The organism is Myxococcus sp. MISCRS1 (assembly GCF_026626605.1).
In the GTDB taxonomy this organism is placed as follows: domain Bacteria; phylum Myxococcota; class Myxococcia; order Myxococcales; family Myxococcaceae; genus Myxococcus; species Myxococcus fulvus.
Genome location: NZ_JAPNKB010000001.1, coordinates 6,073,057 through 6,087,345, shown reverse-complemented (window position 1 = coordinate 6,087,345; position 14,289 = coordinate 6,073,057). Strand labels below are relative to the sequence as shown.

Annotated in this window: 8 protein-coding genes and 1 CRISPR repeat array (1 of these 9 only partly in view); of the genes, 1 reads left to right on the top strand and 7 read right to left on the bottom strand. The window is 68.0% G+C overall.

Translation table 11 applies throughout. The features are described 5' to 3' along the window. A CRISPR array of direct repeats spans positions 1-4,764; the repeat unit is 37 nt; unit sequence GTTTCAACCCACGCTCCTCGCGGTCACGAGGAGCGAC (it extends 1,008 nt beyond the left edge of the window). Positions 4,765-4,967: 203 nt separating this feature from the next. From cas2 to cas3, 7 genes are read right to left on the bottom strand one after another with little or no spacing between them, the layout of a single operon-like run. Beyond that, positions 4,968-5,267 carry a CRISPR-associated endonuclease Cas2 gene (cas2, locus tag OWM54_RS24190; protein WP_223783915.1) on the bottom strand — a complete coding sequence of 100 codons (300 nt, stop codon included), beginning with the start codon at positions 5,265-5,267 and terminating at the stop codon, positions 4,968-4,970. Beyond that, entirely contained in the window at positions 5,267-6,295 is a 1,029-nt protein-coding gene (cas1c, locus tag OWM54_RS24185; RefSeq protein ID WP_267699020.1) for a type I-C CRISPR-associated endonuclease Cas1c, read from the bottom strand. Before cas1c ends, cas2 begins: the two co-directional genes overlap by 1 nt. Further along, a complete protein-coding gene (gene cas4 / locus OWM54_RS24180) occupies positions 6,292-6,951 on the bottom strand; it encodes a CRISPR-associated protein Cas4 (RefSeq protein ID WP_267699019.1) in 660 nt (219 codons plus the stop codon). The genes cas1c and cas4 overlap by 4 nt, the downstream gene beginning before the upstream one ends. Then, entirely contained in the window at positions 6,948-7,862 is a 915-nt protein-coding gene (cas7c, locus tag OWM54_RS24175; protein WP_223751146.1) for a type I-C CRISPR-associated protein Cas7/Csd2, read from the bottom strand. Before cas7c ends, cas4 begins: the two co-directional genes overlap by 4 nt. Positions 7,863-7,901: 39 nt before the next feature. Next, a complete protein-coding gene (gene cas8c / locus OWM54_RS24170; protein WP_267699018.1) occupies positions 7,902-9,650 on the bottom strand; it encodes a type I-C CRISPR-associated protein Cas8c/Csd1 in 1,749 nt (582 codons plus the stop codon). Continuing rightward, positions 9,647-10,297, bottom strand: a complete 651-nt coding sequence (cas5c, locus tag OWM54_RS24165; protein ID WP_223751148.1) for a type I-C CRISPR-associated protein Cas5c — start codon at positions 10,295-10,297, stop codon at positions 9,647-9,649. The genes cas8c and cas5c overlap by 4 nt, the downstream gene beginning before the upstream one ends. 21 nt (positions 10,298-10,318) lie before the next feature. After that, positions 10,319-12,547 carry a CRISPR-associated helicase Cas3' gene (cas3, locus tag OWM54_RS24160; protein ID WP_267699017.1) on the bottom strand — a complete coding sequence of 743 codons (2,229 nt, stop codon included), beginning with the start codon at positions 12,545-12,547 and terminating at the stop codon, positions 10,319-10,321. Between the two features lie 248 nt (positions 12,548-12,795). On the opposite strand from cas3, the gene OWM54_RS24155 reads away from it, so the two are divergent. Continuing rightward, the gene (locus OWM54_RS24155) at positions 12,796-14,280 is read left to right on the top strand and encodes an ArnT family glycosyltransferase (protein ID WP_267699016.1); all 1,485 of its coding nucleotides are present in this window, start codon (positions 12,796-12,798) and stop codon (positions 14,278-14,280) included. Positions 14,281-14,289: the final 9 nt, after the last annotated feature.

Below are 14,289 nucleotides of genomic sequence, written 5' to 3'. Positions count from 1 at the left end.
CCTCGCGGTCACGAGGAGCGACGGAGCGGCTCATTGCCCCACCTCTGCTTCACCCAGTTTCAACCCACGCTCCTCGCGGTCACGAGGAGCGACCGGCGCCCAGTTGCTTCGCGGACAGCGCCGCCTGCGTTTCAACCCACGCTCCTCGCGGTCACGAGGAGCGACACCACCTCGAGGATGTGATCCAGGTGTGCAAGACGTTTCAACCCACGCTCCTCGCGGTCACGAGGAGCGACTGGGTCCGCGACACGGACTGGCGGCACGACGCAAGTTTCAACCCACGCTCCTCGCGGTCACGAGGAGCGACACCAGCGTCATCAAGTCCGCCCGCGTTGGCTACACGTTTCAACCCACGCTCCTCGCGGTCACGAGGAGCGACGGTGCGCAGCAGACAGCGACGCATGCCACGTCGCGTTTCAACCCACGCTCCTCGCGGTCACGAGGAGCGACACCCGCCGGCACCTCCGGGCGCTCAGCGGCAGGGGTTTCAACCCACGCTCCTCGCGGTCACGAGGAGCGACGGCGCGATGGGAGCCAGCGCTAGGCGAGCACCCGTTTCAACCCACGCTCCTCGCGGTCACGAGGAGCGACCGCGGAGGCCGTGCAACGCCTTCACGAGAGCATGTTTCAACCCACGCTCCTCGCGGTCACGAGGAGCGACGAAGCAACGGCGGGCCTCGGCCGCTGGCCCGCGTTTCAACCCACGCTCCTCGCGGTCACGAGGAGCGACCCGTCACCGGCCGGCGCTCGTCGATGTACGCCTGTTTCAACCCACGCTCCTCGCGGTCACGAGGAGCGACCCCGTCGGCTGCACCCACGCACTGGTGACGTACTCGTTTCAACCCACGCTCCTCGCGGTCACGAGGAGCGACCCGAGTACGAGGCGATTCAGCGGCTCACCGAGAAGTTTCAACCCACGCTCCTCGCGGTCACGAGGAGCGACACTACGAGGACATCTACGCCCTGCTCTACCAGCAGTTTCAACCCACGCTCCTCGCGGTCACGAGGAGCGACTGCCGAGTCGAAGGTGCGCGGCGACGAGCGGATGTTTCAACCCACGCTCCTCGCGGTCACGAGGAGCGACGACGTCGCGAGACTGCCCACGTCCGGTTCAGGTTTCAACCCACGCTCCTCGCGGTCACGAGGAGCGACGATCGCCACACCGTCGATGGCCACCATGGGCCCGTTTCAACCCACGCTCCTCGCGGTCACGAGGAGCGACATCGCGGACCAGGTCCGCCTGGCCCTGCAGGTCCAGTTTCAACCCACGCTCCTCGCGGTCACGAGGAGCGACTGAGCGTCAACGCCTTCGCCGAGCTGGAGTACGCCGCGTTTCAACCCACGCTCCTCGCGGTCACGAGGAGCGACAGGCACTGCCACTCCGACTCACATTTACATATGTTTCAACCCACGCTCCTCGCGGTCACGAGGAGCGACCGGCTTCGCCGGCACCAACACCATGTACTTCCTGTTTCAACCCACGCTCCTCGCGGTCACGAGGAGCGACCAGCGCCGGCATGTCCAGCACCTGGCTGCGCCAGTTTCAACCCACGCTCCTCGCGGTCACGAGGAGCGACCGAGGCAGCGACGCACGAGGTCCTGATACCACGCCGAGTTTCAACCCACGCTCCTCGCGGTCACGAGGAGCGACGGTGCGCGAAGAGGCAGATGCTGCGCGCGAGCAGTTTCAACCCACGCTCCTCGCGGTCACGAGGAGCGACCCGGACGTGGTTTCCCAGCCGTGTGCCGCTCTCGTTTCAACCCACGCTCCTCGCGGTCACGAGGAGCGACGGAGTCGCATCCGCGCCGCCATGGCGCCCGTGCTGTTTCAACCCACGCTCCTCGCGGTCACGAGGAGCGACTCTTCCCCGAGGTCATCCGGACCGTCTACGCCGAGTTTCAACCCACGCTCCTCGCGGTCACGAGGAGCGACGAGCGCCCCTCCATGGGCCCCTGCTTCGATGTGTTTCAACCCACGCTCCTCGCGGTCACGAGGAGCGACCCGAGGGGTTGGCCTCAACCTCGGCGTGCTTGAGTTTCAACCCACGCTCCTCGCGGTCACGAGGAGCGACATTGCCGATGCCATGCTGGCGGCGCGGGAGCGCAAGTGTTTCAACCCACGCTCCTCGCGGTCACGAGGAGCGACCCGCTCGGCCGAACGCTGTTCGAACAGGAATAGTTTCAACCCACGCTCCTCGCGGTCACGAGGAGCGACATGGCCTCAATGTCCACACTGGAGCGGAATTCCAGTTTCAACCCACGCTCCTCGCGGTCACGAGGAGCGACAAGGCTGGCCTACCCATCACCCCGGGCATCGCGTTTCAACCCACGCTCCTCGCGGTCACGAGGAGCGACTCTTGGATTCTCGCGACCCATCAGCGGAAAGATTGTTTCAACCCACGCTCCTCGCGGTCACGAGGAGCGACGTATTTGAACCGCGTGCCGTCCGCGAGCCGGGCCGCCTCGTTTCAACCCACGCTCCTCGCGGTCACGAGGAGCGACAGCGAATCACCAACGTGCTGGCGAATGCGCTGCTGTTTCAACCCACGCTCCTCGCGGTCACGAGGAGCGACCCTTCACCGGCATGTGGCCATAGTGCGAGTCGAGGTTTCAACCCACGCTCCTCGCGGTCACGAGGAGCGACGCTTCGCCTTCTCGCTGGCGAGGCGCTGCCCAAGTTTCAACCCACGCTCCTCGCGGTCACGAGGAGCGACCTGCCGGCACCGAGGCGCCCGCGCCCAAAGCATGGTTTCAACCCACGCTCCTTGCGGTCACGAGGAGCGACGTCGGCATTCGACTTCTCGGTGGCCTCAAACTGTTTCAACCCACGCTCCTCGCGGTCACGAGGAGCGACCGGCCTTCCCGTCGCGGCCGGTGGAGACGTCGACGTTTCAACCCACGCTCCTCGCGGTCACGAGGAGCGACCGGCCTTCCAGCCCGTGTCGTTGGCTCCCTGGTTGTTTCAACCCACGCTCCTCGCGGTCACGAGGAGCGACCACCGGGTACAGCACCAGGTTGTTGCGGACGATGCGGTTTCAACCCACGCTCCTCGCGGTCACGAGGAGCGACCACCACCGCGGGGATCCGTTCCTCGCTGCCGCGTTTCAACCCACGCTCCTCGCGGTCACGAGGAGCGACCAAGACTCGCTTCCGCTGGCCCAGGGAGAGCTGTTTCAACCCACGCTCCTCGCGGTCACGAGGAGCGACCGGCTTGCAATGGCACTACCTGGTGCGTGGCGAGTTTCAACCCACGCTCCTCGCGGTCACGAGGAGCGACTCGCTGTACTCACGCCATGACGGTGCATCCGCGTTTCTACCCACGCTCCTCGCGGTCACGAGGAGCGACTGGGCCCCGGGTCACCCGACGGCGGGGCCTTGAGGTTTCAACCCACGCTCCTCGCGGTCACGAGGAGCGACTCGGGTCATTCAGCGAGCGCACGGCGCAGTTCGCGTAGTTTCAACCCACGCTCCTCGCGGTCACGAGGAGCGACGGAGGGAGTCCGAGGGCCATGGCGTCTCAGTGAGTTTCAACCCACGCTCCTCGCGGTCACGAGGAGCGACCGAGTCCATGCTGTGGGACGACAAGCGTAGAGCGGTTTCAACCCACGCTCCTCGCGGTCACGAGGAGCGACCTGCACCGCCGTGAATGACGACGGTGTCCACGGGGTTTCAACCCACGCTCCTCGCGGTCACGAGGAGCGACCTTCGCCACGTTGCGCGAGTTGAGGAAGGCGGTGTTTCAACCCACGCTCCTCGCGGTCACGAGGAGCGACAGGCCAACCGCGCGCAGCAAGGCGCCATTCTCCAGTTTCAACCCACGCTCCTCGCGGTCACGAGGAGCGACCTGCACGCTCTAGGGCGACGCTTCGTCATTGAGGAGTTTCAACCCACGCTCCTCGCGGTCACGAGGAGCGACGGCGTCGAGAACGAGCAGTTCGCCGCCGGGATGAAGTTTCAACCCACGCTCCTCGCGGTCACGAGGAGCGACCTGCCACCTCGGAGCAAGGTCCACTCGGTGTGGTTTCAACCCACGCTCCTCGCGGTCACGAGGAGCGACCGGGGCAGGCGCCGCGCAAGTTCTGGACGGCGGAGTTTCAACCCACGCTCCTCGCGGTCACGAGGAGCGACCGTCCAAGGAGTTCGACTGCGACACCCGCGTCGAGTTTCAACCCACGCTCCTCGCGGTCACGAGGAGCGACGGTGCTCCTGCTGACGTTGGACACGGGCATCTGGTTTCAACCCACGCTCCTCGCGGTCACGAGGAGCGACCTTGACGTGCATGCCTGTGAGCGCGCCTACGAGTTTCAACCCACGCTCCTCGCGGTCACGAGGAGCGACGGTGCCTGGCGTCATTGCCGTGACGGTCTTCGAGTTTCAACCCACGCTCCTCGCGGTCACGAGGAGCGACTGATGAGGACGCGCCCGTCCGTCGTCCCGAAGTAGTTTCAACCCACGCTCCTCGCGGTCACGAGGAGCGACACCATGCCATTCGCGCCCTCGGCCTGCCCTTGCCTGTTTCAACCCACGCTCCTCGCGGTCACGAGGAGCGACCATGTCCGCCGCGGCGAAGGGCGCCGGCAAGACGTTTCAACCCACGCTCCTCGCGGTCACGAGGAGCGACGGCGTTCTCAGGCGTGGCGCAGACGTCGAGCGTGTTTCAACCCACGCTCCTCGCGGTCACGAGGAGCGACTCATAATCAGCAGCGCGCCCAGGCGCGCGATGACGGGTTTCAACCCACGCTCCTCGCGGTCACGAGGAGCGACCCTGCCCGTCCAAGCTACCACAATCACTCGGGAATCCGGCCGGTCCGCGCGAACCTGGGTCCACAGAACAGTCCACCCAGTCCACATTCCCGGTCCACACGACATAACGCCCTACGACTATTGGAGATTTCAAAGAGCGCGAACCTCCGACGAAGCACGCACCGAGACAGGTTCGCGCGCCCCAGTCAGGACAGGCAAGCCGCTCACAGGATGAGCGGCCCCTCGACATCCAATGGAATCCGCGTGCCATGGTGCTCCGTCTTCCGAGCGACATCCTCGCTCAAGAAGTAGAACCGCAGACTGTCGCTCTCCGCATCCATCTCCGAGAGCAGCCGTGCGCGCAGCACGACCCAGTCCTTCGGCTCCAGCACGCACTCGAACACCGAGTACTGCACCCGGACCCCATGGTCCTTGCACATCCGAGCCATCCGCCGGAGCCGCTTGGGTCCCGTCGGGTCACTCACCTGAACGTCGTAACAGACGAGCACGGTGACCTTCCGCATCAGCGCACCGCGAACGGAGGATATCCGTCCAGCTCGCCTCGGAGGGTCCTCGCCAGCAACAACGCCTGCAGGTGCGGCACCAGCCCCCAGCTCGTCTGCTGCCCCAGGAAGACATGCTGCACTTCCACCTGCTTCGCCGCCTGGTACGCCACGAGGAACGCCTTGCGCGCCTCGTCCCGCAGCATCACCGCACCCGCGGCCTCCTCCTTGAAGTCCTCCGGCTTGAGCTGCCCCCGGTTCACCAGCGAGAACACCAGCCGGTCCACCACGGGCGCACGCAGCTCCTCCATCAAGTCCAACGCCAGCGACAGCCGCCCCGGCCGGTCCTCATGAAGAAACCCCACCGCCGGGTCCAACCCCACTCCCGCCAGCGCCCCCGCGCAGTCCTGCGCCAGCAGCGCATAACCAAACGACAGCAGCGCATTCAGCGGGTCCCTCGGAGGCCGCCGGTTGCGCCCATCGAACCCGAACCGTCGCGCCCCACCCTTGAGCAGGCTCGGGAACACCTCGAAGTAGTCCCGGGCCGCGATGCCCTCCAGCCCGCGCACCTGCGCCAGTTCCTCCGCTCGCCCCACCGCACGCAAGTGCTCGGCGAGCTTCCGCGCCGCCTCCTCCAACGGCTGCGCCTGCTCCGCCGCCGCGTCCCGCTTCGCATGCAGGAGAAACTGCCGCGCGTTGCTCACCTTCCCCACCACCATCGCCCGAGCGATGGCCAACGTCCTCCCCCCATCATCCGCCGCGCGATACTGCTCGCGGCGCAGCAGCACATTTCCCCCCGGAAGCCCCTCGACGCGCGCCAGGAAGCGCCCCGTCATCCCGAAGAAGGACACGTGGATGCCCGCCTCGACACAGCTCTCCAACAGCTCCGGCGTCATCCAGGCCCGAGTCAGGCACACCACCGAGCGCAGGTGTCGCAGCGGCACCTCCGCCTTCTTCACGTCCTGGACCGTCACCACCACCCGCTCCCCTTCCTTGTTCAGGCGGGTGCCCTCCACGGTGATGAACAGCGTATTGAGCGCGGTGGTCACGACACCTCCTTTGGGTCCACCAGTTCCACCATCCGCCGCAGATGCTCGGAGGCACGCCGCTGTCCCGCCGTGACGTGCGGCAGGCACAGCGGCTCCAGCGAGCACGACTCACACTTCGGAGCCCTCGCCACCACGGGCACGCTCCCCCGCGCCAGCAGCTCATGCATCCGAGCCACCGCCTCCTCCGTCCGGGCCCGCAGCCGCGCATCCAGCACAATCACCTGCCGCCGATGCTGCGCGCCATGGAACAGCGCGCCCTCGGGAACAGGGACACCGTGCATCTCCTCCAGGCACAGCGCCTGGGCACAGAGCTGCACACAGTCCGCCTCGAGTGACTTGCGCTTCGCCCGCTTCACCTCCACGGGATACGGCCGCCACCCGGTGGGGCTCGAGGCATCCGGGTGGTACTCCACCAGGTCCGCGCGCCCCACCAATCGCAGCCGCTCACACCCCAGCCGCACCGCGCGCTCCACGCGCCGCCCGGGCCGAGCATCATGCCCGGGCTGGTCCACCCGCTCATGGAGCAGCCGCCCCGTCGCGGTGCGCACATCCTCCCGCCAGAGCTGCTCCACGTGGATGAGCGCCGCCTGCCGCTCACAGAACAACAGGTGCTGCAAGGCGGACAGCGCCACCCACGTCTCGCGAGCGGAGGTCATCCCGCCAGTTCCATCACCTCGATGCCCTGCGGCAGCTTCGCGGTGTCCACCTTCACCGTGTAGTCCTTGAACGAGCGCGCGGGCTTCTCCCCGTTCACGGGCGTCACCTGCACCCGGTCGAACAGCGCGTGCGCGGGCGCATTGCCCAGCTCCGAGCCGTGCTTGAACACGATGACCTTGCGCATGGACATCAGGCCGCGCGCCGCGCTGCGGTCCAGCTCGAACATGTTCAGGAAGGCCTTGAACAGCAGGTCCAGGTCGCCCGAGCTGAAGCCCGTCTGCTTCGCCAGGTGCGGCGAGACGAAGCCATGCGCGCGGTAGAGCCCATACGGCACCGTGTTCTTCCGCCCCATGGTGCGGTTGTCGCCGCCCTGCTTCTCCGCCTCCGCCTCGGTGGCCACGGCCATGCGGGTGATGGAGTGCTCCAGCGAGACGATGGGCGTCACGGAGCGGGCGAACGTGAGCTGCACCGGCCCGCGGACCTGTCCCGCGTTGGCGCCCGTGGACATGACGGCGCCGAACGTCCGCACGTCGAAGAACGTCTTGCACATCCACGCACGGCCCTGGTCCACCTCGGAGCCCTGGGCCTCGCCCTTGGTGTTGCGCTTCTTGCCATCCTTGTCGCTCTTGGGCTTCTCGTTCAGGTCGACGCCCAGGTCCTTGTAGGCCTGGGCGATGGTGGAGTTCAGGACGGCCTTCTCCTTCACGAAGATGTCGAACCCGGGCTTCTTCTCCTGAGTGAGCAGGATGAAGTTGCGCACCTTGCGCTTGAGGCTGACATCCGTGACCAGGCCGTCTCCCGTCTCCGGGTCGATGCGCGGCAGGTTCCCCGCGTCGGGGTCTCCATTGGGGTTGCCATCCTGGACGTCGAACAGCAGGACGAAGTCGTGGCGGTTCTTGAGCTCGGACATGGCGTTCTCTCTCTCGTATGGGAATCGTGGAAGCGGTGGTCAGTCGTCAGACTTGGAGGGAGCGTCCTTCGCGGCCTTGCTTTCGGCCTGCGGGCGCTTCGTGAAGAAATCCTCGCGCTGGTGGTAGTAGCCCACCGCGAAGAGCCCCTGGTTCTCGAGCGAGAGCACGGGCGGGAAGGGATTCTCCGAGGGCAGCAGCGCCATCACCTCGCCCTTCTTCTTCTCCAACCAGCCGCCAGCCTCCGCCTTCGAGGCGTGGTGCACGGAGAGCTGGAGCAACCGGGGGAAGACGGTGACGGGGTTGCGCGAGGCCGCACCGAAATATCGATCACGAATGCTGGCGTTGATGTCGCCCAGCGCCGCGCCCTGCAGGCGCTCCAGCACGGCGAAGAGCCGACCGAGGACATACGACTGGGACGTGTTGCTCTTGTCCAATGACACGGAGACCTCCAGGGAAGTGGGTCCACTGCGGGGAAGCCGGATGAGGGTGGCCTTGATGAGCGCGACGCGGAGGCGGAGCTGCTCGCGCTCGAGCTTGTCGTCCGAGGGGGGAAGCCGCAGACGGTCCAACGCCGCTGAGAGCAGCTGTCGCGGGAAGGGATGTCCCCTCAACGCCGCGCCCAGCATCCGCGTCGCGACGTCGGGACTCAGCCCGCGTCCAGACGGGGCCTCGACGGCCTTGAGCAGGCGCCAGATGGGCGTGGGCTTGTCCTGTGCCACCGCGCCCAGCCGCAGATCCGCGAAGTACCGGCGAAGGCTCTCCTTCACCTCACCGACGCTGGTCTGGAACCAGTCGCGCACGGCGACACGGCCGGAGTTGCCAGCGAGGGTGACGGCATAGAAGCGCCTCGTATCCAGCGCTCCAGGCTCCAGGCCGATGAGTGGCGCCTCCAGCAAGCGCCGCAGGTCTTCCTCCGTGGGGTCGAGCAGGGCCAGCAGCTGGCTCTCCTGCTCGGCGGTGCTGTTGGTCCAGAACACCAACACCGAGCCATCCCCCAGCTGGATGCCTTGTCGGAACCGGCGGGTCTCCGACTTGCGGAGCAGGTCGTTGAGCGCGAGCACGTACCCGAGCGCGGCCTGCTGCGAGACGGGTGCGTTGTCTCCCTGCTCCATCCCATGCGACTCGAAGGCGTCCGCGTTGAACGACACCAGGGCCGCCCCCGCGCCCTGGGCCTCCGGGATGTTCTTCAACTTCGGATGGGTCCGCGCCACCACGCCCACGGTCCCGGTCACCAGACACAGACCGACCTTGCCCTGGGCGGCGGCGTGCGCGCTCCGCTTCTCCCACCATGCACGGACCTCGGGGAGCTGATGCACGGGGTCGATCGAATCGCCCACGACGAAGGCGAACAACTCCGAGCCCGTCCACTCGTCCGCCGCGCGCTCCTCGACGACCTTCGCGCGCGCCGCGTCGTCTTCGAGGAACTTCTCCACGGCGCGCAGCTCGGGCACCTTCGTGTCCGCCGCCGCCTCCTTCACCAGCTTCACGAAGGCAGCCAGCCGTGGCGCACCCTTGTCGGCCTTGCCCTCCCGGGCCTCGGGGTCATGGCCCAGGACGTACTTGGTGTTGTCCGCCAGGAAGCCCGCGGCGATGTTCACGGCGCGCGTTGGCAGTCTCGGAATCGACAGGGGCTTGCCCCGTCCCTTCTCGTCCTGCGTGGGCTCCAGTCCCAGCAGCTTCCCCTTCGCGCTCAGGCGGATGAGGAAGTCCACGGGCTTCGTCTCGTAGAGCGGGTCGTCCACCAACCCGCGCTCGCGCGCGAAGTCGTTGAGCGCCGTGAGCATCATGGCTGGCCTCCGTTCTGCTTGAGCACTTCGTCCCGGCCCGGCACGTGGAGCACGCCCCGGTCCAGGGACGCCTCGAAGAACAGCGGGCGCGTCGCTTCACCGAACTCGAAGTCGTAGAACACGAGCCCCAGAGGCCTGCGCTCGACCTCCAGGTCCACGGGCCGGACGTCCTCCACCATCGGCTCCACGCGCGCGGCGAACTCGCGGCAGCCCAGGTACGGCGCGTGGAAGAACTGCCCCTTCTCCAGCCGCCGCTCGAACATCTCCTCGAACTTGCGGACGTTGTCCTCGGGGCCCGCCTTGCCCGCCACGAGCGAGAACGACGCGGTGATGGCGTAGTCCACATCTCGCAGCGCCACCGTGTTGCGCTGCGCGCGATCCTCGTCCGCCGCGTAGTCGAACTTCCCCACCACCGCGCGGCTGTTCACCTCGTTGCGGCGGAAGCTCGTCCACCGTACGGGCGCGAGGACGGCGATCTCGTGGACCTGCCAGCGGATGGCCGGCTTCCAGAGGATGGCCTCCAATACGCCCCGCGCCGCCGAGGGCGTCATCACCTCGTAGCTCACCCGCTCGGCCTTCATCTCCGGTCGGGTGAAGCAGGCCACGGGCCCTCGGGCCCGCACGCGAAACCGCTTGCTCGTCTTCATCCACACACCTCCTGAAGTTCGTCAGCCGGGAATGAGGAAGGCCGGGTCGAGCACGCCCACCCGGTCGCGCAGCAGCCCGAAGGTCTCGTCGTAGGCGGACCGATGCTCGGGCCCGAGGAACACCACCGTCTCCGCCGCGACGCCCGCCAGCTCCCGCTCCACCCAGACCTCGCGGAGCTTGCGCGGCACCGTCACCGTGAAGCGCTGCAAGGCCCGCAGCCGCTCACGCGAGGGCCCCAGTCGCCGCACCTCGTCGAGCACCGCCTCACAGCCCTCGAAGGGCACCACCACGGGCGCGCTCCAGTCGTCCTCCACGAGCCGGAACTTCGTGGAGACCTCTTCGTACTTGAGCGCCGCCCGAGCCTCCTGGATGCCCTTCCCATCCCGAGCCGCGTTCGCGTAGAGCCGCTCGAAGTACCGACGGAAGCTGTCGGGTGAGAACAGGTCCAGCGCGGGGTCCTGCGCCAGCAGCGTCCGGGTCACCGCCAGCGCCGCCTGCGGCACGCCGGGGGGCGGCTGCGTCTTCGCCTCGTACACACGGAGCTCGCCGAGCGTCTCCAGCCGACCCTCGCGATTGCAGCGCCCCGCCGCCTGAGCCAGCGAGTCCAGCCCCGCCAGGCTCCGGTAGACGACGGCGAAGTCCAGGTCCACGCCGGCCTCGACCAACTGCGTCGCCACCAGCCGCACCGGCTCCCCGCGCCGCTTCCGCTTCTGGATGTCCGCCAGCACCCTGGAGCGGTGCTCCGGGCACATCAGCGCGGACAGGTGCAGCGTCGTCCCCTCACCGACACGCGCGTCCACCAGCGCGCACAGCTCGCGTGCGTCATCCCGACGGTGGACCACCGCGAGCACATCGCGCTCGCCGGCCACGGCCTCGGCCAGCGCTTCATAGGACATGGGCTCGCGGCTCTCGGGCCAGCGCACCGTCACGCGGCGCAGACGCTCGAAGGCGTTCAGCTCCGGCGGCACCAGCTCCTGGACCGAGGGAAAGCCCTCGGGAAACCCAGGACGCATGCCCAGCGCGGGCTGGGTCGCGGTGCAGATGACCACCGAGCAGCCGTAGTCCTCCACCAGCGTCTTCAACCCATCCAGGATGGTGGTCAGCAGCGCGGGAGGCAGCGTCTGCGCCTCGTCCAATACGATGACGCTCCCGGCGATGTTGTGCAGCTTGCGGCACGCCGAGGTCCGACAGGCGAACAGGCTCTCCAACAACTGCACCGTGGTGGTGACGATGACCGGCGCGTCCCAGTTCTCGCTGGCAACGCGGTTGAGCGCCGTCTCCCGCTTGGGGTCCACGGACGAGTGGTGCTCGATGACAGCGCTCCCCAGCTCGCCAAAGGCCTCCCGATACACCCCCGAGCTCTGCTCGATGATGGACGTGTAGGGGATGGCGACGATGACCCGCCGAAGCCCTCGTGCCCGAGCATGCTCCAGCGCGAACGCCATGGAGGTCAGCGTCTTGCCGCCGCCCGTGGGCACGGTGAGGCTGAAGACTCCCGGCGGACCCGGTGCGCGCGCGAGCACCGCCGAGAGCACCTCGCGTCGGACCCGGTTCACCGGCGTGTCCGGCGCACCGCTCTGCTTCTGGTCCATGAAGGCCCGCAGCGCTCGCGCGAGCTGCTCCAACGTCGCGCCGACGCGCCGCGCTTCGACCCGGGACGTGTCGTAGAAGGCCTCCGTGTCCAGGAAGTCCGCGTCGCACAGGGACGAGAACAGCATCCGCGTCCAGAACTCGAGCCGGTGCTTGGAGAGCTTCTCGAGCCAGCTGAAGTCCAGCCCTGGCGTCAGCGCGCGCAGGTCTTCCGGAACGCCCGCCGTCAGCGCTTCCTCCAGGAGCTTCAGCTTCTCGGGGTCTCCTACGCGACTCCGGAACTTCTCCGCGTCACGCAGTCCACCGTGGTGTCCCGCGATGGCCATCGCCAGGGGCCCCAGCCGCCGCTCCATGCGCAAGGCCCACAGCGCGCCCGCCGTCGCATGGTCCTTGTCCGAGGAGCTCCCCACCTCCAGGTGGGCCTCGAAGCCGTTCTCCTTGCGGATGCGCGACTGGAAATGAGGCCGGTACTTGCCCAGGTCATGCCAGCGTCCCGCCAGCTCACAGAACACGCGCATGTCCTCGCGCGCCGCGAACAGCGCGGCCAGGCGCCCCACCTCCATCAAGTGCTCGCGGAGCAGATGTGGACGACCCTCCGCCGTGACGTGAGCCAGCGGCTCCGCCGTCACCCCGCGCGAAGACACATCACCAGACATCATCCCCCCACCACCTGCCATCGCAGGTCCAATCCCTTGTCACTGTCCATAGCCATGACACAAACCCACGCGCGTTTCCATCGCACGCAGGGAGCTATGACAGCTTCATGAAAGGTCGTCCCTACCTCCCCGGGGGTATGGACCGTCCCGCGATAAAGACAGTCACCGCCCCAGACGTCCCCTGAGTCAACCGCGCCCGGGAGCCGGGGTTCACCTCGACACACCCAGGGGCATCTGGTACGCGCCGTCCAGTGCACCGCGAGCCCGCGCATCGTCAGCCCTGGTGGCCCCTGCTGCTCGTCGCGGCCGGCGCGTGGCTCCTGCGCATCGCGGGCTTCTTCCACCGGGGCGGCGCGCTCGGCCACCCCGTCGACTATGACGAGGGTGTCTACTTCAGCGCCGCCGCGCTCCTCTCCCAGGGCCTGCTGCCCTATCGCGACTACTTCTTCGTCCACCCGCCCGGCATCACCGTGCTGCTCTCCCCCGTGGCCGCGCTCTCACACGGCCTCGGCCCCGCCCTCGCCTTCTCCGTCGTCCGCTGGCTCATGCCGCTCGCGGGCGCACTCAGCACCCTGCTCAGTGGCCGCATCGCCCAGCAGCGCTGGGGCACTCGCGCGGGCCTGGTCGCCGCGCTCGCCTACGCCGTCTACCCCGAGGCCGTGTCCACCGAGCGTGGCCCCTTCCTCGAGCCCCTCCTCAACCTCACCTGTCTCACCCTCGCGTGGATCTGGCTCCGCCCCACCGCCACGCAAAGACAGACACCCCGCCGAGACGTCCTCGCCGGAGCCCTGCTCGCCACCGCCTGCGCCATCAAGCTGACCGCGGGTGCCTGGGTCCTCGCCGTCGCCTGGGCTCGCGGCATGTCACGCGAAGGCTCGCGCGTCGCCCGCGTCATCCTCGTCGCCGCGGGCATGGGCCTGTTGTGGCTCGGCCCCTTCTTCCTCCTCGCCCCGGACGCGATGCTCCAGGGCCTGCTGCGCTTCCAGCTCCTCCGCCCTCCCGACGGAGACTCGAGCCTCACCAGCCGCCTGCTCTCCATCCTCGTCGACGGACGCCTGGGCCTCACCCTCGTCACCGTCATCGGCGTCACCGCGGCCCTCGCGCGCACGCGTCAGCAGGACGCCGTCACCGAGCGCCTCTTCAGCGCCGCGTGGCTCCTCACCGTCGCCACCTTCCTCGCCTCCAAGAGCTACTGGTCCCAGTACAACGCGCACCTCGCCCCCACCACCGCCGTCCTCACGGGCCTCGGCGCGGACTTCATCGCGCGCCAACTCCACGGCGCGCGCGCCCAGCGAATCGCCCTCGCCGTCACCGCCCTCCTCGTCCTCACCCCCCTCCCCGGCGTCCTCCACGCCGCGAAACAGAAGGACCGCTTCCTCCTCCCGCTCGGTGACACGCTCAGGTCCACCGTCCCCACGGATGCAGTGCTCTGCGCCTTCGAGCCCGCGTGGGCCATCGCCGCCGACAGACTCCCCGGCCTGCCCCACGGCAATCCCGCGTTCGTCGACCCGTACGGCCTCATGCTGAACGACGCGCTCTCCGCGCCCACGCGCTTCCCCAACGCGGAGGCCGCCTTCCAGGACGCGCACTCGCAACGCACCGCGCTCCAGCTGCTCCCACGCTGCGACGTCCTGCTCCTCCTCGGCCGTGGCGAGTGGCAGCTCTCCGACACCAGCGAGCAATGGGTCCGCGAGCACTTCACCCGCGACGCGGAGCTCTGGCGTCGCAATCCCTGACGTCACCCG

What these genes read in the sequence shown, in the direction of transcription:
- cas2 (WP_223783915.1), bottom strand. Translation starts at nt 5,267, where the DNA reads ATGCGGAAGGTCACCGTGCTCGTCTGTTACGACGTTCAGGTGAGTGAC.
- cas5c (WP_223751148.1), bottom strand. Translation starts at nt 10,297, where the DNA reads ATGAAGACGAGCAAGCGGTTTCGCGTGCGGGCCCGAGGGCCCGTGGCC.
- cas3 (WP_267699017.1), bottom strand. Translation starts at nt 12,547, where the DNA reads ATGATGTCTGGTGATGTGTCTTCGCGCGGGGTGACGGCGGAGCCGCTG.
- cas8c (WP_267699018.1), bottom strand. Translation starts at nt 9,650, where the DNA reads ATGATGCTCACGGCGCTCAACGACTTCGCGCGCGAGCGCGGGTTGGTG.
- cas4 (WP_267699019.1), bottom strand. Translation starts at nt 6,951, where the DNA reads ATGACCTCCGCTCGCGAGACGTGGGTGGCGCTGTCCGCCTTGCAGCAC.
- cas7c (WP_223751146.1), bottom strand. Translation starts at nt 7,862, where the DNA reads ATGTCCGAGCTCAAGAACCGCCACGACTTCGTCCTGCTGTTCGACGTC.